18 protein-coding genes are annotated in these 20,064 nt (G+C 51.8%); 10 read left to right on the plus strand and 8 right to left on the minus strand.

The genetic code is table 11. The annotated features are described in order from the left end of the window. Window positions 1-632 precede the first annotated feature (632 nt). The 4 genes from ACXJJX_RS06805 to prmA form a co-directional block, all read right to left on the minus strand. Complete coding sequence (locus ACXJJX_RS06805) at window positions 633-2,084, minus strand: DUF3373 family protein (protein WP_456433466.1); 1,452 nt, start codon at window positions 2,082-2,084, stop codon at window positions 633-635. A gap of 13 nt (window positions 2,085-2,097) precedes the next feature. Then, the gene (locus ACXJJX_RS06810; protein WP_456433468.1) at window positions 2,098-2,406 is read right to left on the minus strand and encodes a c-type cytochrome; all 309 of its coding nucleotides are present in this window, start codon (window positions 2,404-2,406) and stop codon (window positions 2,098-2,100) included. Between the two features lie 167 nt (window positions 2,407-2,573). Beyond that, window positions 2,574-3,314 carry an RsmE family RNA methyltransferase gene (locus ACXJJX_RS06815; protein ID WP_456433470.1) on the minus strand — a complete coding sequence of 247 codons (741 nt, stop codon included), beginning with the start codon at window positions 3,312-3,314 and terminating at the stop codon, window positions 2,574-2,576. Continuing rightward, a complete protein-coding gene (prmA, locus tag ACXJJX_RS06820; protein WP_456433472.1) occupies window positions 3,281-4,198 on the minus strand; it encodes a 50S ribosomal protein L11 methyltransferase in 918 nt (305 codons plus the stop codon). Before prmA ends, ACXJJX_RS06815 begins: the two co-directional genes overlap by 34 nt. A 180-nt stretch (window positions 4,199-4,378) precedes the next feature. Between prmA and ACXJJX_RS06825 the strand changes: the two genes are divergently transcribed. From ACXJJX_RS06825 to tsaE, 7 genes are all read left to right on the plus strand, one after another. Beyond that, window positions 4,379-5,326: a methyl-accepting chemotaxis protein gene (locus tag ACXJJX_RS06825; protein ID WP_456433474.1), complete on the plus strand. Its 948-nt coding sequence runs from the start codon at window positions 4,379-4,381 to the stop codon at window positions 5,324-5,326. 66 nt (window positions 5,327-5,392) lie between these two features. Further along, complete coding sequence (locus ACXJJX_RS06830) at window positions 5,393-5,902, plus strand: CZB domain-containing protein (protein WP_456433476.1); 510 nt, start codon at window positions 5,393-5,395, stop codon at window positions 5,900-5,902. A gap of 55 nt (window positions 5,903-5,957) precedes the next feature. Further along, window positions 5,958-6,998 carry a DUF933 domain-containing protein gene (locus ACXJJX_RS06835; RefSeq protein WP_456433478.1) on the plus strand — a complete coding sequence of 347 codons (1,041 nt, stop codon included), beginning with the start codon at window positions 5,958-5,960 and terminating at the stop codon, window positions 6,996-6,998. Between the two features lie 2 nt (window positions 6,999-7,000). Further along, window positions 7,001-8,206, plus strand: coding sequence for a pyridoxine 5'-phosphate synthase (locus ACXJJX_RS06840; protein ID WP_456433480.1), 1,206 nt, complete (start codon window positions 7,001-7,003; stop codon window positions 8,204-8,206). Continuing rightward, window positions 8,203-8,592, plus strand: coding sequence for a holo-ACP synthase (locus ACXJJX_RS06845; protein ID WP_456433482.1), 390 nt, complete (start codon window positions 8,203-8,205; stop codon window positions 8,590-8,592). The genes ACXJJX_RS06840 and ACXJJX_RS06845 overlap by 4 nt, the downstream gene beginning before the upstream one ends. Beyond that, window positions 8,579-10,150 carry an NAD(P)H-hydrate dehydratase gene (locus ACXJJX_RS06850; protein ID WP_456433484.1) on the plus strand — a complete coding sequence of 524 codons (1,572 nt, stop codon included), beginning with the start codon at window positions 8,579-8,581 and terminating at the stop codon, window positions 10,148-10,150. The genes ACXJJX_RS06845 and ACXJJX_RS06850 overlap by 14 nt, the downstream gene beginning before the upstream one ends. Window positions 10,151-10,154: 4 nt before the next feature. Then, the gene (gene tsaE, locus ACXJJX_RS06855; RefSeq protein WP_456433486.1) at window positions 10,155-10,601 is read left to right on the plus strand and encodes a tRNA (adenosine(37)-N6)-threonylcarbamoyltransferase complex ATPase subunit type 1 TsaE; all 447 of its coding nucleotides are present in this window, start codon (window positions 10,155-10,157) and stop codon (window positions 10,599-10,601) included. On the opposite strand, the gene ACXJJX_RS06860 is transcribed toward tsaE, so the two are convergent. The 4 genes from ACXJJX_RS06860 to ACXJJX_RS06875 form a co-directional block, all read right to left on the minus strand. Continuing rightward, the gene (locus ACXJJX_RS06860) at window positions 10,570-11,022 is read right to left on the minus strand and encodes a universal stress protein (protein WP_456433488.1); all 453 of its coding nucleotides are present in this window, start codon (window positions 11,020-11,022) and stop codon (window positions 10,570-10,572) included. The two genes, tsaE and ACXJJX_RS06860, sit on opposite strands and share 32 nt — an antisense overlap. Next, window positions 11,009-11,977 (minus strand): serine/threonine-protein kinase, encoded by a 969-nt coding sequence (locus ACXJJX_RS06865; RefSeq protein WP_456433490.1) that lies wholly within the window; start codon window positions 11,975-11,977, stop codon window positions 11,009-11,011. Before ACXJJX_RS06865 ends, ACXJJX_RS06860 begins: the two co-directional genes overlap by 14 nt. Window positions 11,978-12,098: 121 nt before the next feature. Continuing rightward, entirely contained in the window at window positions 12,099-13,811 is a 1,713-nt protein-coding gene (locus tag ACXJJX_RS06870) for a cytochrome c3 family protein (RefSeq protein ID WP_456433492.1), read from the minus strand. A 21-nt stretch (window positions 13,812-13,832) separates the two neighbouring features. After that, complete coding sequence (locus ACXJJX_RS06875) at window positions 13,833-14,864, minus strand: tetratricopeptide repeat protein (RefSeq protein ID WP_456433494.1); 1,032 nt, start codon at window positions 14,862-14,864, stop codon at window positions 13,833-13,835. A 369-nt stretch (window positions 14,865-15,233) separates the two neighbouring features. On the opposite strand from ACXJJX_RS06875, the gene ACXJJX_RS06880 reads away from it, so the two are divergent. From ACXJJX_RS06880 to ACXJJX_RS06890, 3 genes are all read left to right on the plus strand, one after another. Then, on the plus strand, window positions 15,234-16,646 hold the full coding sequence (locus ACXJJX_RS06880; protein ID WP_456433496.1) for a sigma-54-dependent transcriptional regulator: 1,413 nt from the start codon (window positions 15,234-15,236) through the stop codon (window positions 16,644-16,646). Window positions 16,647-16,761: 115 nt separating this feature from the next. Then, the gene (locus tag ACXJJX_RS06885; RefSeq protein ID WP_456433498.1) at window positions 16,762-18,708 is read left to right on the plus strand and encodes a tetratricopeptide repeat protein; all 1,947 of its coding nucleotides are present in this window, start codon (window positions 16,762-16,764) and stop codon (window positions 18,706-18,708) included. Continuing rightward, window positions 18,708-20,048: a sigma-54-dependent transcriptional regulator gene (locus ACXJJX_RS06890; protein ID WP_456433500.1), complete on the plus strand. Its 1,341-nt coding sequence runs from the start codon at window positions 18,708-18,710 to the stop codon at window positions 20,046-20,048. The genes ACXJJX_RS06885 and ACXJJX_RS06890 overlap by 1 nt, the downstream gene beginning before the upstream one ends. Window positions 20,049-20,064: the final 16 nt, after the last annotated feature.

The following is a 20,064-nucleotide window of genomic DNA, read 5'->3' on the forward strand; positions in this document are numbered from 1 at the left end:
AGAAAGCCTTTTTTCTATCTCTTGGATAGAATTTTCAGTTCTTTTTGATATGTCTTCTATCTCTATTGTTTCTGTTGAATGTAGGATCTTGTCTGATGCACTGTTGTATTCTTTAAAGCAACTTATGATGCTTTTTAGGCATTCTATGTAATCATTGTTAGTTGTTGCTTTTTGGGCTTTTTCGATCTTCTTTAGAAGATTTTCCTGTATTCTTAGGAAGTTTTTTCTGTTCTCTTTTAGAGATTCAATTCTTATTGATAGAGTTTCCACCTCCTTTAATAATTTTTTTGTTTCCTTTTCTCTTTTTTCTGTTTTCATTCCTAATTCTTTTAGGGCATTTTTTGTTTCTATTAAATATTTTTTTTCTCCACTTTGGAGAAATAGGCTCAAGCTTGAGTGGATATCACCTATTAGTTTTGTTATTTGGAAATTCTTTTTATTTCCGGCTAGAAGTTCCTCTGAGGCTAATTTTATTTCTAGACCTTTTTTTGATACCTCTTTTAAATTTATTAGATTTATTCCTGCCACAAAAACTAATGTTGTGACTGCAATAGCTATTAGGCTAAAGAGCCTCTTTTTAACTGATAAATTTCTTATGTATGCTATTGTCATCTTCTCCCTCACCTTTTGGTTTAGAAGCGACAATCTATTAACATGTAGAAATTAGTTAGCTTTTCATCGGTTTTTTGTGGCTCTCCAATGTGCCATCCGCTAAGATTATAATCGTAATTTATATAGGTATATCCTGTTCGCAGAAAGAGATTTTTCTCCAGGGGTTGTATATAGTAGAAATCAAAGACATCTCCTCTAGTTGCTAGCTTGTTGTATATCTCCGTGCTACCTTGAGTAAAGCTGAACCAGTACTTGCTTCCATGGTTGTATTCAAAGCCAACTTTGGGGTTTTTGAGCCTCTTCCAGGGAAGGCTGTAGCGAAAGCCGGTGTAGATGGCCCATCCGGTATGGTCTTTCTGGCCAGCGCTGGAAAGAAGGCCCACCTGCCCTAAACCCAAGGAAGAAAGATCGACCGAGTTCCCATTGGGATCGCTCTTGTTAAGCCCCCAGGAAAAGAAGACGTCAAACCCTGTAAAGATTTTGGGGATCTGAAGGTGGAGGCCAAAGATCTGCATATCTCCGAGGTTTTTCTGGGTGTTGGTCGGCAGATCGACGAAATTCCAGCCCTTGACCCAGCTTAGGACCAGAAGACTCTTGGGGAGGCGGGGGAGTTCGGTCTCAAAGAAAAGCCCCAGGACATTGAGATCATCAAGGCCGCTTCGATCGTCAAGGTAGATGTAAAAATCATTATCGTTCTGGTAGCCTTTGCCGTAGGCGATGCGGAACCCGGCGTTCTTCCAGCCCAGATAGCGTTCAAGACCTAAGGTAGCCACAATCCCGTCGGCCTCACCATCGAAAAGAAGGGCGGGATAGGTGGATTGCCGGGCCCGATTTTCCTTGAATTCAAAGGGTGGCCCCTCGGTAGATGGATGTCTGCCGAAGGTCAAGGCCAGCGGGACTGGGAGGTCGGGCACGATCCAATCTACATAGGCCCGGTCCAACTTGACGGTGGTATTGTCAGGGACATGGGACCGATTGGGGTCAGAATAAAGGGTGATCCGGTCGCTGTCTGACCAGTTTTTGTAGACCGCCAGACGCCCGTGGAAAAAGAGTCGGGGACTTATCCTGGCCTCGAGGTTGAGACGGAAACGATTGCTCCAGTAATTATCGTTTACCCAGTCTATTTTTTGATTGGTATTTTTGTCGAGGTAGTCTTTCAGCTTGTAGAAATCTACCCGGGTCCGAAGTTCGGCCCCCAGGTTGATACGATCTTTGATGGCTTTGGTCTCCACCTCATCCAGGGTGTCATATATCTCGGAGATGTCTTTTTCCATCCGTTTGGTTTTGGCTTCAAGCCTTAGGCTCTCTTGTCTTTCGCGCTCCAGTTGCTCGACCCTTCGTTGAAGGGCCTCAAGACGCTTGAGGATGGTCTGGTAGGCTTCAGCCGGGATGGTGACCATCTGCTGGGCCTTGGTCGGTGTGGTGAGGATAAGGCTCAACAAAACCCCCAGAAGCAGTATCTTCTTGCTCATATTTTCCTCCTTTCTACTTAGGAATGAGGGCGGCCTCAGGTTGGTCGCTGTCTGCGGCATGCTCCTCAAGAAAAGAGACGATCTGCTGAAGTTCCTCCGAGCTGATGATGTTTTCCAAATCCACGGGGTGGCGGTGACGCCGGAAATACTTCTTCCAGACAGAAGCGGCCTTGTCGGCCGGATTGACCGGTGGAGCCTGCCCACCTTTTCGGTGGCAGGACCCACACTTGGTTAAAAAGACATCCTGCCCGCCACAGAAGGCCGGCGTCTGAAAGGAAAGACAAAAGAGTAACAGGACACCAAGAAGACAGAGCCACTTCATACACGAGCCTCCTTCGGACCAGCGTTGTTTGAGACTATCGGAAGGAGTTTGACGATGCTTTAGCGAGAAAAAGACCTTTGCTTAAAATTTAAAATTTTTTGTTTTAATGTTTGAGGAATAAAGAGCTTTCAAGGAGGAGGCCTTTTCTCGGATCATCTTTATAAGGGCTAAAGGTCCAGTTCATAGATGGTTGCGGCTAAGGCGGCCAAGGCAGCTGTTTCTGACCGGAGGACAGCCTTTCCCAGACGTACTGGAGTATAGCCTAATCCTTGGGCCAGTTTGATCTCCTCGGCCTCAAAGCCTCCCTCTGGACCAACAGCCAAGCTAAGACCGGATCCTGCCTGGGGCAGGAGATCTTTTAGCCTCCTTTGGCCCTCTTTTTCATGAAGGATAAGGCAAATCTCTTCTGCCCCCTTGGTGAGAGCCTCTTTAAGCGGGAGAGGACCAACGATCTCCGGGAGATAGAGCCTCCCGGACTGCTTGAGGGCCTCAAGGGCAATGCGTCTGAGGCGTCGGAGCTTTTCCCCACCTGTCCTCCGGACCACGCTCCGTCGGCTCTCAAAAAGGACTATCTTTGTCGCTCCCAGTTCGGTGGCCTTCTGGATAAGCCAAGCCAAGCGTTCTCCTTTAAGCATGGCCTGGACGAGGACCAAAGGAAGGGCCGGAGGGGCCCTAAAAATTAAGTCTTTTACTCGGACTGCCACCCCTTGGGGACTTGTTTCTTCTATGGTGCCGAGAAAAAGCCCTCCCTGGCCGTCAAGGAGCCAGATATCTTCACCTGCTCTAAGCCTGAGGACCTTCCTCAGATGATGCCCTTCATCTGGGGCAAGGACGACCCTTTTTCCCGGAGATGATTGCGGGGCATAAAACCTTTTTAGGCGATCTTTTTGAGGATCAGGGCCGTCCATTCTTCAAACTCCGGGTCGGTTTTCTCCTGGAGGAGAAGAAAACTTCCAGGCCCATAGGCCTCAAGGATCTTCCTCTTCTGCTCTTTTAGGATCCCTGAGAGGACCAACACTCCGCCGGCTTTAAGATGGCTGGTAATATCTGGGGCTAAGAAGGTCAGTTCGTAGGCTCCGATATTGGCCAAGATGAGGTCAAAGAGGTCGGCCAGCTGGAAAAGGGGACTGGTAGTGATAGTTACTAAACCATGGACCTCGTTTTTGAGGACATTGTTCCGGGCCACTTCAGCGGCCTCAGGATCGATGTCAATGCCTACAACCTGCTTTGCTCCCAACTTGGCGGCTGCAATGGCCAGAATACCTGTACCTGTGCCGACATCAAGTACATAGGGTGGATCCTTGAAGAAGACCTCCAGGAGTTCTTCTAAGGCCTCAAGGACCAGATAAGTTGAAGGGTGGGCTCCGGTGCCAAAGGCCATACCAGGGTCTATCTCCACGACGATTTCTCCCCGTCTGGGGACATAGACCTCCCAGGAGGGTTTGACAACTATCTTTTGGCCGATACGACGGGGCCGAAAATGTTCCTTAAGCCTTAGGGCCCAGTCTTCTTCAAAGACGGGTCGCGTCTCAATTGGATGATCAAGCACCCCTGGGAAGACTGCTTCCAGCTCGGCCAGAAAGCGAAATACCCGGGCCAGGGCCGAAGAGTTAACATCTTCTTCGGCCAGATAGGCCTTGAGTCTCTTCTTCCAGGGCTGGTCAGCGGCCCCTGGAGGGATGTCCTCAACTATTATCCCCCGGCCGGTAAGCTTGGTCAGGAAGAAGCTAACCGCCTCTTCAGCCTCAGCAGGGACAGTGATGCTGGCCTCGATCCAGAGTCGTCGGTCCATAGCCTCCCCAAAATTAAAGAAAGATTTTGTAAGGTAAAATTTTGTCTTCAAATATTGTTTAATCCTTAACATAAAAATTAAACCGAAAAATAAAAACTGATCTCAAGATTATAGAAAAACTACACGATTAGCTAATTAATTAACCAGAAGGAGGAAGAAAACTTTTTGTTGGGGGTGACTATGGCCCAGGTTTCCCTAAAAAGGCCTTTGATTAACCTACCGGTAGAGACTAGGCTATTTGTTGCCGGAATCGGGCTCTCCTTTTTGCCTTTAGGGGCCTTTTATTGGTCTCACAACATCTATCTGGCTCTGGGGCTGGCCCTGCTCTTTTCTTTGATCTTCGCCTATGGTCTGGTGAGAAAGGGGCTATCTTTGCCCTTAAGGAAGAGCCTGGTTGCCCTTCAGGAGATAAATCGGGGCCGGCTTAAGGAGATGGAGCCTTCCCTGGTGGCCAGAGAGGTCTATCTTCTGTCCTTGATGATCAATAATCTCATTTACAGTATGGGGCAGTTAGTCCTCACCCTCAAGACCCAGGGGGATTCTCTGGAGCTTGCCTCTCGCCATCTAAATGGGGTCAACCAGGAGATAGGCCGGGGCAGCCGGGAGATCAACCAGGCGATGATAGAGCTTTCAGCCGCTGCCCGTCAGGCGGCCGAAAGCCTTTCGGCCGTAGCCCGAGCCAGTGAGGAGATGGCCGGGGCTACCGGCGACATTGCTAAAAGTGTTGCTGAGGCTGCCAAGATAACCAACCTGGCCCGAGAAAAGGCCTCCGTTACCAACGACCTGATAAAGAGGCTCAGTGGAAGTTCTCAGAAGATCGGGGACATCATCCAGGTAATAAACACCATTGCCGAGCAGACCAATCTTTTGGCGCTCAATGCCACTATCGAGGCTGCCCGGGCTGGGGAGGCCGGCAAGGGTTTTGCCGTGGTGGCCGGTGAGGTCAAGGAGCTCGCCCGCCAGACAGCCCAGGCCACCGAAGAAATCGAACAGATGATCAGAACCATCCAGAAAGATATTCAGCAAGCAGTGGCCTCAGTGGAGGAGATCACCGAGATCGTTAGCCAGATAAATGATCTCTCCAATACCATCGCCAGCGCCACCGAAGAGCAGACCGCTACCGTCTAGGAGATAAAAGAAAGCATAAGTCAAGGGGCAAGCGGGGTCCGGGAGATAGAGACCCAGACCCAGGCCATGGCCCAACAGACGGAGAATTTTACCTTTTTAACCTCTAAGCTTAATCTGGCCAGGGAGGTCATAGAGGATCTGGCCCAGGAGATCAGACTGGTATCACAGCAATATCAAGTGAGTCCAGAGACGATTAAAAAGGCCGAAGAGAATGCCCTCGGACACCTTAAGCTGATAGGTATCCTGATGCAACATTTCCAGTGGCGTGAGAAGGTCCTTCAAGCCATCCTGAAGGAGGAAGTCCCTCAGGTGGAGACCAATCCTACCCGCTGTGCCTTGGGGCGCTGGTTGACCAGTGTCAAAATGTCGGACGGGGGTCTTAAGCAGATTTTGGATCGTCTAGTCCCCGCCCATGACAGACTTCATCAATCAGTCGTTGGAATCCAGGAAGATATTCGGAAGGCCCGGGGACGAGAAGCCGCCTTAGAGAGGCTTCATAATGAGATAAAACCCTGTTTTGAGGAGGTACTTGAACACCTAAGGGCACTCATCGACTTTACCCGAAGGGCCTCCTGAGGCTTTCCTGAGGCTTTGTTGACATTCGGTCCTGATCTTCCTAGGTTTAGAGCCCATGAAGATCGGGATCATTGGGCTTCCGGGTTCGGGGAAGACCACCATCTTTAATGCTATAACCGGCCGAGGAGCTGAACTCTCTCAGGCTGGGGCCTGGCATCGGGGGACTAATCTGGCCGTGGTTCAGGTTCCAGATGAGAGGCTTGAGGCCTTAGCCGCCCTTTTCTCCCCTCCAAAGCTCAGCCCGGCTACGGTAGAGTTTGTGGATGTAGCGGTAGAGTTCTCCGAAGACAAGGCCCGGGATGGGCGCCTTGAGGAGCTGATTGCTGCCTTGAGGCCGGCCCAGGCCCTTTTCCACGTTGTTCGGGCCTTTGATCTCTCTGGGCTTGCTCCGAACCCTCAGGCTGACTTAGAAAGATTAGATTCTGAACTTATTCTTACGGACCTCATCTCGGTTGAACGGCGTCTTGAACGCCTGGAGAAGGATCGCAAAAGGGGTAAGAGCCCTCCGGTCGGCGAGTATGAACTGTTGCTTAAGGCCAAAGGGCTTCTTGATTCCGGCCGTCCATTAAGAGTTGACCATTCCTTGGCTGAGGCCCCTGAGCTTAGAGGTTTCGCCTTCCTTACAGCCAAACCCATGGTGGTGGTCATCAATTTAGGAGACGAGGTCCAGGCCCCGGAGCTTAAGGTCGAGGCCGCTATGGTGGTCGCCATTCACGGGGCCTTGGAGATGGAAGTAAGCCAACTTGCTCCAGAGGAAGCCGAGGCCTTTAGGAAAGAATACGGCCTTGAGGGCTCAGCAGTTGATCGTCTCATTCGGGCCGGTTATCAGGTCCTGGAGAGAATCTCCTTTTTCACCGCCGGAGATAAGGAAGTCCGGGCCTGGACCATCCGTCGGGGGACTCCAGCCGTCAAGGCGGCTGGGGTGGTTCACTCGGATATGGAGCGGGGCTTTATTCGGGCTGAGGTCATCCCTTGGAAGGATCTCGTTCGTCTCGGGTCCTATCAGGCAGCTCGGGAAGAGGGCCTTTTGCGTCTTGAAGGCCGCGACTATATCGTCCAGGATGGAGATGTGATCATCTTCCGGTTTAAGGTTTGAATATGGCCGTTTTGGTACACAACCGCTGGCGGCGGAGGCTTTCTACTAGCCGCCTTAAAAAGGCCTTAGAGGGGGCCCTTGAGCTCTTGGGGCAGCCAGAGGCCGAGGTGGCCCTGGTTCTGACTACAGATGAGGAGATCACCCTCTTTAACCGGGAATACCTTGGTCGAAATCGGGCCACCAACGTGCTCTCCTTCCCTCAAGGAGGGGAGATCCTGGGAGACATAATCATCTCTGTCGATACGGCCCGGAGAGAGGCCGAGGCCGGCCGGATGGATCTTTACGACCGACTGATCCATCTAGCCATCCACGGGCTCCTCCATCTTGTGGGCTATGATCACCAGGCTGGAGATTCAGAAGCCCAGAGGATGGTGGCCATGGAGGCCCGGATCCTCAAAGCCCTTGTGGGGCGTGATCTTGGGGCCTTGGAGAATATTTATGAAGACCTTTTCTCAGAAAGGAGGCCAGCCGTGGCAAAGTTGGCGGTAAACGTAGATCATGTGGCCACTGTTCGAGAGGCCCGCAAGGTGGACTATCCTGATCCTGTCCAGGCGGCCACCTTGGCTATCCTGGGCGGGGCCCACGGAATCGTGGTCCACTTGCGGGGGGATCGGCGTCATATCCAGGATCGGGACGTAAGGCTCCTACGCCAGATAGTCTCCTCCCGTCTCATTCTGGAGATGGCAGCCACCGAGGAGATGATCTCCTTTGCCGAAGAGGTTCGGCCGGATCAGGTAACCCTGGTGCCCGAAAGACGCCAGGAGGTAACTACCGAGGGCGGGCTCAATCTCAAGGGGCGGGCCAAAAAGATCGCTACTGTGGTCCAGAGGCTTAAGGAGGCCCACATTGAGGTAAGTATCTTTATCGATCCAGACCCTGCCCAGATTCGTCGGGCAGCTAAGGTCGGGGCTGATATCGTTGAGATCCACACGGGCCATTATGCCGAGGCCAAGGAGCTGGCAGCCGTGGAGCAGGAACTTTTACGGATCAAAGAGGCTGCTGAAGTCGCCCGGGAGGCTGGCCTCAGAGTTCATGCCGGCCATGGACTACACTACGACAACATCTCTCAGGTGGCAGCCATTCCGGAGATCGAAGAATTCAGCATCGGCCATGCTATTGTCTCTCGGGCCATCTTTGTGGGTCTTAAAGAGGCGGTGGCTGAGATGAGGTCCTTGATAGAGAAGGCCGCCATGCTAAGACAGCGATGATCATTGGCATTGGAGTGGACGTCGTCCGGATCTCCCGGATAGAGGAGGCCCTGAGGCGGCACGGAGAACGCTTTGAACGCCGTCTCTTTACCCCGGAGGAACTAGCCTATTGCCAGGGTATGCCTCGGCCGGCCCTTCACTTAGCCGGCCGATTTGCCGCCAAAGAGGCGGCCTCAAAGGCTCTGGGGACAGGAATGAAGGGGGTTTCCTTCAGAGAAATAGAAATTCGGCGCCAGGAATCCGGACGTCCTTGGCTCCTCTTCCACGGGCGAGCGGCCCGGGTAGCCGAGGCCTTGGGCGTCAAAAGGGCCCATGTCTCTCTTTCCCATGAACGAGATCTGGCGGTAGCTATGGTTGTCTTGGAGGGTGAGGATGTATCTCCTTAGAGCCCAAGAGATGCAAGCCCTTGATAGGGCCTGCATAGAGGAGCTGGGTATCCCCGGGCTCGTTCTCATGGAGAACGCCGGTCGGGGGACTGCAGAGCTCATCTGGGAGCTCTTTAGCCCTTTGGAAACGGTGGCCATCTTGGTAGGGCCGGGAAACAACGGTGGAGACGGCCTGGTCATTGCCCGGCACCTTAAGGCTCGGGGGATCAGGTCTACGGTCTATCTGCTGGCCCCAGAGGAGAGATTCCGGGGTGATGCAGCCATTAATCTTAGAGCAGCCAAGGCCCATGGCCTTCCAATGGTCAGCGTCGTCAATGACTCTGGTCTCTTTCTTCTTGAGGCCGGTCTATCAAAGGCTGAGGTCATTGTTGATGCCCTTTTCGGCACTGGCCTTAAACGTCCCCTTACGGGGCGCTTTGCCCGAGCGGTTGAGTTGGCTAACGCTTCTTTGGCCAAGCGGATTGCCGTTGATATCCCTTCGGGCATCTGTGCCGATACCGGACGCATCCTCGGAGTCGCCTTCCGGGCTGATCTTACGGCTACCATGGCCGCCCCCAAGATCGGCCAGGTGGTCTTTCCTGGTGCGGACTACGTGGGAGAGCTCCGGGTGGTTGATATCTCCATGCCCAAGGAGCTCATCTCCCAGCGAGCTCCTCGCCGTTATCTCCTTACCTCTTCCATCCTTGGTCCCCACCTTCCCCATCGTCCACCGGAGGGCCATAAGGGGACCTTTGGCCATGTACTCATTATCGCCGGATCGCCAGGCAAAACCGGGGCGGCCTGTCTTTCGGCTTTGGGGGCTCTGCGTGCTGGGGCCGGCTTGGTCACTGTAGCTATTGGGCATAGGAACAATCCGATCGTTGAAACCAAGCTAACCGAGGCCATGAGCCTTCCCCTGCCTGAGACCCAGGAAGGATCTTTGGCCAAAGAGGCCTGGGAACCCCTTATGTCCTTTGGACAAAGGGTTCGGGTAAAGGCTGCTGTTCTTGGCCCTGGTCTGGGACTTCATCCGGAAACCAAGGATCTGGCCCGTCTGATAATGTTTAAAGCCCCTTGGCCGCTGGTAATCGATGCCGATGCCTTAACCATCCTCTCTGAGCTGACTCCCGAGAGCCTAAAACAGGCTCCGGCTCCCCGGATTCTCACCCCCCATCCTGGGGAAATGGGGCGGCTTTTGGGAATCGGCTCTCGGGAGGTTCAGGCAGACCGGTTGGGTGCGGCCCAGGGGTTAGCCAAGGCCAGCGAAGCGGTGGTGGTGTTAAAGGGGGCCCGGACGGTTATCGCCTCTCCCAAGGCCCTGGCCATCAATCCTACAGGTGGTCCCGGGATGGCTACTGGGGGTTCTGGAGACGTGCTTTCGGGGATAATTGCTGCCCTTTTGGCCCAGGGGCTTGAGCCCTTTTGGGCTGCTTGTCTGGCCGTCTATAGCCATGGGGTGGCCGGAGAGGCCCTGGCCGAAGAAAAGGGTCCCTTTGGCTTTTTGCCTGCTGAGCTTGCCTCTCGGCTGCCAAAAGTCTTTCGTGATCTTTATTTTAAAGAAAAATTCTCCTTGGGATAGTCCGTTGAAGAATGATGTTTTCATCACTAATTCTCCTGAACAGACCAGGGCCCTGGCCCAGAAGATGGCCCGTGGCCTCAAAGGGGGAGAAGTTTTTCTTATTTTCGGAGATCTGGGGGCCGGGAAGACGACCTTTGTCCAGGGATTGGCTGAGGGGCTTGATGTTCCAGGTGATTTTTATGTGGTCAGTCCTTCTTTTTCCTTGATAAATGAATATCCCGGGCGTCTGAAGTTGATTCATGTCGATCTTTATCGTCTAGAGCCCTCTCAGGTAGAGGATCTGGGGCTTGAAGATTACTTTGAAAAGGAAAATGTAGTCGTTGTTGAATGGGCCGAAAGGATTCCTTTCAGACTTATTCCCCCAGGGGCGGTGCAGATCACCATCCACTATCTTAAGGACCAAAGCCGCCGAATAGAAATCATTCCACCACCCAAACAGCACAACCCTTAGCGTAGTGGACGACCTTGTTGGAGACACTACCGAAGAGAAACTCCTCAGCCTTGGAGACCCCCCTCCGGCCGACTACTACAGTGCCAAACTGACCCCGATTTTGCTCGTCAAGAATTATTCGGGCCACAGAGCCAGTGGTCGGAAGCACCTTGACGACAACCTTTTCTCGTGAGACTCCGGCGATCTCTAGTTGATTTTTGGCCAGCTCAAAGACCTCGACTATGGCCTTCTCTTGAGCCTCTTTGGCCTTCTGACGTTCCTGTTCGTCAGGGAAGAGGTCAACAGGTGGCTCTTTGGCCACGTGGAGAAGTTCAATAAAGATGTCTTCTTGGTCACCCAACATTTCCGCTACGTAGCCAACTGCCCGCATGGCATTTTCTGAGGTATCAAGGGCAATAAGGATCCTTTTAGGCGGATACATGTTTACCCTCCCGGGCCATCTTGATCACCGGAGCCAGATCTTCTAGAAATTCTTCAACAGATTCATAGAAAACCTCGGCTCCAGTGGAAAAATGCATCAGAACATAGTTTAGCTCCTCTGGGATATAGGGGAAGAGTTTTTTGAGATTCATTATCCTCCAGCGGTAGATAAGACTATAGTCAGAGGCCTCTATCCTCCGGGCGGTCTCCTCTCCCATTTCCTCGGCTACCCGAGTGGCCGTATAAATCCCTCCACCGCTGATAAAAAGTAGAATACTTCCCAGGCCGAATATATCTAACCCAAAGGGATTCTCCTGGTAGTCAAAGTTGTAGTCGAAGTCTATCCATTTGGGTCTCTTTGTTTCGGTTTCCAGATAAAGGTGATCCCTACGGACATCTCCATGGCGTTCACCATGTTGATGGAGGAAGGAGATGGCCCTGGCCCCGGTCACAAAGTATTCTAGGAAATGGGGGAAGTGATCTCTGAAGTAGCGGTAGTGATCAAGTTCTATCTGGGCTATGAAATAGTCTATGGGTTTTCCTCGGATGATTTCGATCACCCGGACCGGATTGCCGCGGATATCCCTTATGGTAAAGCCCTGCATGAAGTTAGGATGCCCCCGGACAAGATCCAGAATCCGGGCCTCTTTTTCTGGACTCCGATAGCAGACAATAGTAATCTCTCCCAGCTTGAGGGGAAACAATTCATGAAAGGTGAGCTTAATAATCTTATGCTGGCCAGTTTCAAGCTCAATGGCCCTTTTGACCCAGTACTTGGGTTCATCCATTCCAAACCGACGCTCCTTTTCCTCTCTTAAAACCAGATAATGATGGTCTTTGATCTTGATGATATCGTAGGGATTAATGCGCATGAAATCGCTGGTATCGGTGAAAATTCGTGGTCTGTGGTGGCCTGGAAGGTAAGGAGAAGCTAATCTAAAAATTTCTTCTTTCATTTGTTTAAATGATAGCAATTTTAAAGATTGTTGTGGAGAAAAAAGTAAAAAGCAGAAAGGAGAAGTTTATAAGGGCCCAGCCGGTCTGGGCCCTTATAAACTTTGAAAAAAACGTATCTGCTTACTTGGATGGATGCTTAAAATGAGGATGCTCGCGATCGTATTCTTTCTTTTCCTTGTGACAACCCACCAGACAACTCCCACCTGTGCCGGTTGGGACAAATTTTAGCTCTGTTCGTAGGCCCCGGTACTCGGTCTTCTCCCGCATGTGTTTAGGCTGATTGCTGGCATGGATGGCGTGACAGGCCTTGCACGAGTTGCCACTTTTACGCCTTACGTGGGCGTAGTGTAGATTATAGTCTACATCGCGAAAATTGGTCAGCACGGTGGTGAATTTGGTCTCGATGACCTCTTTGTTGTGGCAGCTATAGCAGAGATCGTACTTGCCCGGGCTATAGTCGTTGAGGAAACCAGCCGGAAAGCTCCGGACAAGAAGTCGGCTAAAGGCCGAACCGTGGGGATTGTGGCAGGCATCACAGGTTCCCTCCTGGACAGGACCGTGGAGAAACTGGGCCTTGCGCACCTTGGCCGCTAGATCTTTGTGACAAGAAAAGCAGAGATCTCCCTCAAAATCCTTAAGAAGGGCCTCATAGTTGGAGGTGTGGGGTTGGTGACAGTCCACACAGCGTCCGGCCTCGACAGAAGGGTGTCGATATTTAGCCCCTTCAATGGTGGTGATGACCTCGGGATCGAGCTTTTTATGACAGGAGATACAGAGCTTACCACTGGGCTCTAAGAGCTGATATCGATAATCAGAACTATGGGGATCGTGGCAATTGGCACAACTTTCAGCCACCGGTTTGTGGACATAGGCCATAGAGAATTCCTCTTTCCGGTCCTCATGACAGGTGAGGCAGATTTTTCCGCCCTTAAGAGGGGCCGAGAGCAGATGATCATAGGGGGAGCCATGGTGATTGTGGCAAGCAATACATTCACCGTCGGCTACAGGGCCATGGGGATAGCGCTTGCTGAAGAGCCTTTTTTCATGACACTGAAAACAGACACTACTGATCGAGCCTTCACCCTTAAGGTGGAACTCCATCTGGGAGCCGTGAGGATCGTGGCAGTTCATGCAGTCGTCCTTACCTGGAGGATGAACCACCCTCTGTTCAAAATCTTCTCTGGTCCCCTCATGGCAGGTAAAACAGAGATCCTTGCCCCGGGCCACCAACTGATAAGGATTAAATGATCCGTGGGGATTGTGACACTGGATGCATTCGTTCTGACGTACTGGTCCGTGGAGATGAGGGTTGGCCTTGATTTCGGGATGACAGCTCCCAGTGGTGCAGTTGCTGGGCACGGGAACTGTGAGGCTGTAGTCAAGGCGTCCTTTCCGCATCGGGTGACATTCGGCACATTCCAGCCGGGCGGGAAGGCTGTGAACAAAAAGCCGGCGAAAACCTTGAGGAACGCCTTGGCCACTTTCGCTATAGAAAATTTTTACCTTTTTGTGGATCCCGGAGGCTTTGAGATCAATCTGATTGAGCCCCTTTTTAAGGGTGATGACCACCCCAAAGGCTCCATTTTTAACGGGAACGACGTTTTTCTCTCCGTAAGAGACCTTAACCCCTTTGATGCTTATCTCTTTGATCCGGTGGTCTTTGAATATACCCACCAGATAAATCTGGGGTTGCGTAACCCAGGTCTGATCAAGGGCGGGATAGAGCTCAAGGGCATCGTGGTCCATAGAGGCCGCCTTTCCGGCCTGGGGACTTAATCCCAAAAGTAAAAGACCTATCAAGAAAATGATCATCTTTGAGGCCATTTTTTTCATCATCCTTCCTCGATCTAGATTTTAGGTTCCCTCACCGACTGTTTCCTGAAGTAGTTCATAGGCCTTGCGGAAATATTTGGTAGCCAAGTCTATCTGGCCCTTCTCCTGATAAAGGACCCCCATCCAATAGTGGATTTCAGGGTTTCGGCGATTGCTGAGAAGAAGGATGTTCAAATCCTCCAGGGCTGCCTCTCGGTGCCCTTGGGCCGCCTTGAGAAGGGCTTGACATATCTTGGCCTGGACGACGTTAGGATCAAGTTCCAGACTCTTTTTGATCAGACCCTCCGCTTCCTTGAGGCGCCCCAACTCAAGGTATAGACAGCCCAACTGGGCATAGGCCGGAGCAAAGTAGGGGTTAAAGCGGATTGTCTCCTGAAACTCTTTGATGGCCGCACTCTTCATTCCCCGACGATGCATCTTGAGGCCCAGCCTGTAGTGGAGAGAGGCCTTTTTTTCTCGGTCAGACTTCTTGAGCGTTTTAGGATAGAATTCAGCTAAGACCTGTTCCCTGGTCTTTTCACCGGTGAGTACCAAAATCTCGCCCTGGATGCGCTTGACGAACTCTCGACTGTAGCCCATCCCAGCCGCAATCCGGCCATCCTTGTCCACTATTAGGACGGAAGGAGTCACAAAAAGCCCCAGCCTGCTGTAGGCCTGCTGGAGACTGTCCAAATAGATAGGGACATTCAAATGGGCTGCCTCCATGACCTCCCGGATGACCTTGGGTTTGTCGCCCTGGACATTGATGGCCATGATGACCACCCCCCGGTCTTCAAAGAAATGAAGATTGGCCTGAAGGTCCCGGAAGAACTTTATGGTTAATTTCTTCTTTCGAGGAACATCCGCACCCCAGAAGACCAAAACTAAGGGGTGGCCCCTAAGCTTGGTAAGGAGGATCTTTTCTCCACTTTCAAAATCCACCACCGTGATCGGAGGCAGAGGATCGCCGATCTCTACAGAGCGGAAGGGAAAGGCAAAGGAAGTCTGACCCCACTGAAAAACCACCAGGGCAAAGAGGACTACTAGACCGTAAAAGATGCTTTTTCTAATCAAGACGACCTCCTTATTCTTCTCCATACTTTGATGCTACTCTCGACAAATCGACAAAAATAACGACTTTTTTAGTCAAGTATTGAGGAATTAAGTCTATATCCTGAGTTTTTAAAGACCAAATGGGGATAAAATACTCTGTTTCTTTAAATCTTATAGAGATTCCAGATTTAGTTGTCAATTTTAATTTCAGCCGATTTTAACCTAATCCCTGTGAGGTTTTCAGGAATTAGAACGTTTTCCGGGAGGTGAGTTTCAAAAGATCCTTAGGGGTACCTTGGGAAAAATGTCAAAAAATCGACATGTCTTTTAGTTGACACCAGAAATAGGCCTAGTGTATCCTTTATCTGGATTTAATGGGAGGTTTTATCTATGGCCAACGAATCCATTCTGGTCGTCGATGATTCCGAGGCAGTCCTTTCCAGTATTTCTGAGACCCTTTTGGCCCGGGGATACGAGGTGGAGGTGGCCCGGGATGGAGAAGAGGCCATCAAGAAGATAGACTCCCGCCTATATGATGTCGTTCTGACAGATCTCTCCATGCCTCGGCGGGGGGGGATGGAGGTCCTTAAACATGTCCGGGAAAGTTGCCCGGAGACCATGTGTATCATCATTACTGGTTTTGGCACCATCCGAAATGCTGTCGAGGCCATAAAGCTTGGGGCCTTTGATTATCTGACCAAACCGGTCAAGACCGACGAAATTCTTATTGTTATTGAGCGGGCCCTTGAGTATCGAGATCTGAAGCGAGAAAATCAGGCCCTTAAGACCCAGCTTCGGGCTCAATATCGTTTTGATCGAATTATTGGCAAGAGCGAGAAGATGCAAGAGGTCTTCCGAATGATCGAACGGGTGGCAGCGACTGACTCTACGGTCCTCATCCTGGGGGAGTCTGGTACCGGGAAGGAGCTTATTGCCAACGCCATCCACTATGCTAGTGATCGCCGGGAGGGGCCTTTTATTCCTGTAAACTGTGGAGCCATCCCTGATGAACTCTTAGAATCCGAGCTCTTTGGCCACGAAAAAGGGGCCTTTACCCACGCCATCCGGACTAGGATTGGGCGCTTTGAGCTGGCCCACAAAGGGACCATCTTCCTTGATGAGATCGCCGAGATGAGCCCCAGGCTTCAAGTAAAACTCCTTCGGGTCCTTCAGGACCGGGCCTTTGAAAGGGTCGGTGGGGTCAAGACTATTAAGGTCGACATTCGCATTATTGCGGCCACCAATCAGGATCTAGATAAAATGGTCAAAGAGGGCAAGTTTCGCGAAGATCTTTACTATCGCCTCAACGTCATTCCCATCCACGTCCCTCCTTTAAGGGAGAGAAAAAGCGATATCCCCTTGCTGGTCCAGGCCTTTCTGGAGAAGTTTTCGGCCAAAAGGGGCCGATCAGTTATGAGTATCACTGAAGAGGCTATGGGGTGTCTCATGCGTTATCACTGGCCGGGCAATGTTCGTGAGCTTGAAAATCTGGTTGAACGTTTGGTAATCCTCTGCCCCTCAGATACCATTACTGTTAAGGACCTTCCGGACTATATCCTGGGCCAGGTGGAAACCCCAGCCACCTCTCCAGAGATAGAAATTCCCGATGAGGGCATCAGTCTTTCGGCGGCGGTGAGCGAATTTGAGCGGAAGCTGATTATCCAGGCCCTCAATAAGACCGGTTGGGTTAAGAACCGGGCTGCCCAACTTCTTCGGGTAAACCGAACCACCCTTATAGAAAAGATGAAAAAACAGAAGCTCTACGGTCCCCCTAAGGTCAACTACCGGGCGTCAAACAATTGACGCCTCTGTTCTCTCTCCATCCCAAAAAGGTAGCTTCTGCTCCTTATTAAGCGGCAAAAAACTCTCTGGGTAGGAAAAAACTTCCTGGTATCTTCCTTGCTTTATAGGGCCGGCGATGTGGCGACGGTCCTTTTTACTCCTCATAGGTCTGCTTGTCTTCGGGCTCTATCAGGCCCAGGCCCAGTCACCTTATCTACTCTTGGCTGAGGCCAGGGATCAGTACGCCCAAGGCCACCTGGATACAGCCCTTATAATCTGTAATCGTCTCCTCAGCCTCTCTCTTGAAGATCCTGTTCTGGAAGAGGCCCTCTTCCTCAAAGGATATATCCTTGCGGACAAAGGAGAAGGAGATAAGGCCTGGAAGATCCTTGAAGAGGCTATTGGTAAATTCCCAGACAGTCATCACCTGCCACAGGCCTACTTTTATCTGGCCCGTATTGCCGAAGAGCGGGGGGATTGGAGTGCCGCTTTGGGATATCTGCGGCTGATTCGCAAACATTATCCACAAAGCCCGACAGCCCCAAAGGCCGCCCTTCTTGAGGTAAGGCTTCTTCTTCAGAAGAAGCGTTATCAGGTGGCCGAGGACCTCCTTAAATGGATTATCAGGCGGGCCGAAGATCTGCCCAAGATCAAGGCCCAGGCGGCGGTAAAGCTTCTGGCCCTCTACCATCAGTTGGGAAGAGAGGGCGAGGTCGCTCGGCTCCTGCAACAGATTCCTGGCCTCGATGAGCTCTATTCCTACGCTCCAGACATTCTCTACTGGCAGGGGTATCTGGCCTATAAGAATGGCCAGAACAAAGAAGCCCAAGTGCTCTGGCTCAAATATGTGAATCTAGCCCCTAAAAGTCCACGAATCCGGGATGTCTTTTATCTTCTGGCGGAGATGGCCCGGGAGGATAAAGATATAATCAAGGCTAGACAATTCTACGCCTATATTGCGGCTACTTGGCCGGCCTCGAAAGAGGCTATCTTCTCCAAGTTTCGGCTCTTTGAACTAAAAAAGAACTTTTATGCCTACTTTGGCGGCCCTACCCCTCAGGAAATCGGAACCATCTTACCGGTGCTCTCCATGATCTGTCAGAGATGGTCAGATGATCCCATCGTCTATGATGTGTGGCCTATAAGGATCGAGCTGACCCTTAAACAGAAGGGACCAGAGCCGGCCCTTAAGCTCTCCTGGGAGTTCCTTTCCCACTATCATCAAAGCCCCAGGATGGAGGAGACTATTTTCTGGATTAGGCGCTCTCTTGAGGCTTATGATCGGCTTCTTTATTCCAAGAAGAACTATCTTGGTCTGGTCAACTATCACTGGATTCATCTTAGCCACATTAACAAGCTTGGCTCTCCTGAACATTGGTATTTCCTGGGGGAGGCTTATCGGGGTCTTGATCTTTTTGAGCAGGCCCGGCGGGCCTACGCCCAGGCCTGGGAGCTCAAGCCTGGACCCACCTTGGCCCCGGACATAATGGCTGCTTGGGCCGAGGCCCTGATGATCTCTGGGGAACTTGAGGCTTCAAGGCTTCTGATAGAGGAACTCCTCAAGGCAAATCCCCGTTATCAGGGATCCCCAGCTATCCTTAGCCTTCGCGGTCGCTTGGCCCTTCGCACTAAAGACTATGCTAGGGCTAGGGAGTTTCTCTCTCTGGCCATTGAAAGAAGCGCTGAAGCCGAGGAAAAACTTCGCCTCTGGCCTCTTTGGGTCGAGGCCATCATCGGCACGGCTGACTTTAGGGCAGCAAAGGAACTCCTGGCCTCCCCTCCCAAGGGTCTTCCTTCGGAACAGCTCCTCTTCCTTTTAAAGGAAGCCGGGCAGAGGGGACTGGCTGCTGAAGAGGTTGCCTTTGCTTTGGAGATATATGAGATGGCTTTGGAGAGATATCCAGAAGACCCAGAGCTTCTCTGGTATCAGGCCCTTTCCTTTGAGCGTTTGGGGCAAGAGGCCGCCGCCGAGGAGATCTGGCAGAGACTTTCTCAGACAGAGAGCCAACCCTATCAGAGGTTGGCCCAGGCTATGCTCAAGGCTAGGGATCTTGTGGATCGAGCCCGAGGGGAGATCTTCTGATGGAAAGACCAAAGGTGCTGATCGTCGATGATGATCCCAGCCTTAGGGACCTTTTGGGAGAGTGTCTTGCTCAGGCTGGTCTTGACCCTTCTGGGGCTGCTACGGCCGAAGAAGCCCTAGGGCTTTTAGAAAAGGAACTCCCGGCAGCAGTCTTGGCCGATCTCAAGATGCCCGGTGAGGGTGGACTCTGGCTTCTAGCAAAGATAAAAGACCGCTGGCCCCATCTTCCGGTAGTCATCCTTACTGGCTATGGTTCAGTGGATGTAGCGGTTGAGGCTATGAAGGCCGGGGCCAGCGATTTTCTTCTCAAGCCTTGTTCTCCTCAACTTTTGGTCAAGGTTTTGAAGAAGGCCCTCTCCTGTGTTCGGCCTCAAGCCATTATCCCCGAGGCCCCTGAGCTTCTGACCAACGATCCCAAGATGTTTGCCATCCTGGAGAGGGTGAAGATGGTTGCCGAAAGCAAGGCCACGGTCCTCATCCAGGGAGAGTCGGGAACGGGTAAGGAACTGATTGCCTGCCTCATCCATCGGCTAAGTGACCGACGCAAGGGGCCCTTTGTGGCTATAAACTGTGCGGCCATTCCCGAAAACCTCCTTGAGGCTGAACTTTTTGGTTATGAAAAGGGGGCCTTTACCGGGGCCAACGCTCGAAAGCCAGGCAAATTTGAGTTGGCCCATCAGGGGACCCTTCTCCTTGATGAAGTTTCAGAGATGGCCCTTCCTTTGCAAGCAAAACTCTTGAGAGTTCTCCAGGAGGGGGAGATAGACCGGATTGGTGGTCGGGAGCCAGTAAAAGTGGACGTGAGAATTGTAGCCACAACCAACCGTGATATGGAATCTTATGTTAGGGAGGGACATTTTCGTGAAGATCTCTTCTTTCGCCTGAACGTCATTCCTCTCAAGATTCCCCCTTTGAGGGAGCGTCGGGGGGACATTCGCCTTCTGGCTGAGCATTTTGCCCGCCAGTTCTCCGGGTTCTACGGACGGCCCTTTGAAGGTTTTGCCCCTGGGGTCCTGGAAGTCCTCGAGGGGCTCCCCTGGCCAGGTAATGTCCGGGAGCTCAAGAATGTAATCGAAAGGGCGGTTCTCCTCTCAAAAGAGGGAGTTATTACCCTGGGGGCCCTTTTCCCGGATGAGGAGATCCCTCGGGCTTCAGGCCAACCAGCAGAGGGCCAAGCTCCGCCACTTAAGACTCTCAAAGAGCTTGAACAAGAGATGATCATCCGGGCCCTTGAGGCCTCTGGGGGCAACCGGACCAAGGCTGCTGAGATTCTAGGAATAAGTGTCCGGACATTGAGGAACAAGCTTCAGGGGCTTCGGGAGATGGGGCTTAACCTTTAAGTTTAAGGAGGGGGTC

The sequence above is a fragment of the Thermosulfuriphilus sp. genome, from assembly GCF_054026695.1.

What these genes read in the sequence shown, in the direction of transcription:
- ACXJJX_RS06870 (WP_456433492.1), bottom strand. Translation starts at nt 13,811, where the DNA reads ATGAAAAAAATGGCCTCAAAGATGATCATTTTCTTGATAGGTCTTTTA.
- ACXJJX_RS06860 (WP_456433488.1), bottom strand. Translation starts at nt 11,022, where the DNA reads ATGTATCCGCCTAAAAGGATCCTTATTGCCCTTGATACCTCAGAAAAT.
- ACXJJX_RS06805 (WP_456433466.1), bottom strand. Translation starts at nt 2,084, where the DNA reads ATGAGCAAGAAGATACTGCTTCTGGGGGTTTTGTTGAGCCTTATCCTC.
- ACXJJX_RS06880 (WP_456433496.1), top strand. Translation starts at nt 15,234, where the DNA reads ATGGCCAACGAATCCATTCTGGTCGTCGATGATTCCGAGGCAGTCCTT.
- ACXJJX_RS06815 (WP_456433470.1), bottom strand. Translation starts at nt 3,314, where the DNA reads ATGGACGGCCCTGATCCTCAAAAAGATCGCCTAAAAAGGTTTTATGCC.
- ACXJJX_RS06810 (WP_456433468.1), bottom strand. Translation starts at nt 2,406, where the DNA reads ATGAAGTGGCTCTGTCTTCTTGGTGTCCTGTTACTCTTTTGTCTTTCC.
- ACXJJX_RS06850 (WP_456433484.1), top strand. Translation starts at nt 8,579, where the DNA reads ATGTATCTCCTTAGAGCCCAAGAGATGCAAGCCCTTGATAGGGCCTGC.
- ACXJJX_RS06890 (WP_456433500.1), top strand. Translation starts at nt 18,708, where the DNA reads ATGGAAAGACCAAAGGTGCTGATCGTCGATGATGATCCCAGCCTTAGG.
- ACXJJX_RS06835 (WP_456433478.1), top strand. Translation starts at nt 5,958, where the DNA reads ATGAAGATCGGGATCATTGGGCTTCCGGGTTCGGGGAAGACCACCATC.
- prmA (WP_456433472.1), bottom strand. Translation starts at nt 4,198, where the DNA reads ATGGACCGACGACTCTGGATCGAGGCCAGCATCACTGTCCCTGCTGAG.
- ACXJJX_RS06865 (WP_456433490.1), bottom strand. Translation starts at nt 11,977, where the DNA reads ATGAAAGAAGAAATTTTTAGATTAGCTTCTCCTTACCTTCCAGGCCAC.
- ACXJJX_RS06830 (WP_456433476.1), top strand. Translation starts at nt 5,393, where the DNA reads ATGGCCCAACAGACGGAGAATTTTACCTTTTTAACCTCTAAGCTTAAT.
- ACXJJX_RS06840 (WP_456433480.1), top strand. Translation starts at nt 7,001, where the DNA reads ATGGCCGTTTTGGTACACAACCGCTGGCGGCGGAGGCTTTCTACTAGC.
- ACXJJX_RS06885 (WP_456433498.1), top strand. Translation starts at nt 16,762, where the DNA reads ATGTGGCGACGGTCCTTTTTACTCCTCATAGGTCTGCTTGTCTTCGGG.
- ACXJJX_RS06845 (WP_456433482.1), top strand. Translation starts at nt 8,203, where the DNA reads ATGATCATTGGCATTGGAGTGGACGTCGTCCGGATCTCCCGGATAGAG.
- ACXJJX_RS06825 (WP_456433474.1), top strand. Translation starts at nt 4,379, where the DNA reads ATGGCCCAGGTTTCCCTAAAAAGGCCTTTGATTAACCTACCGGTAGAG.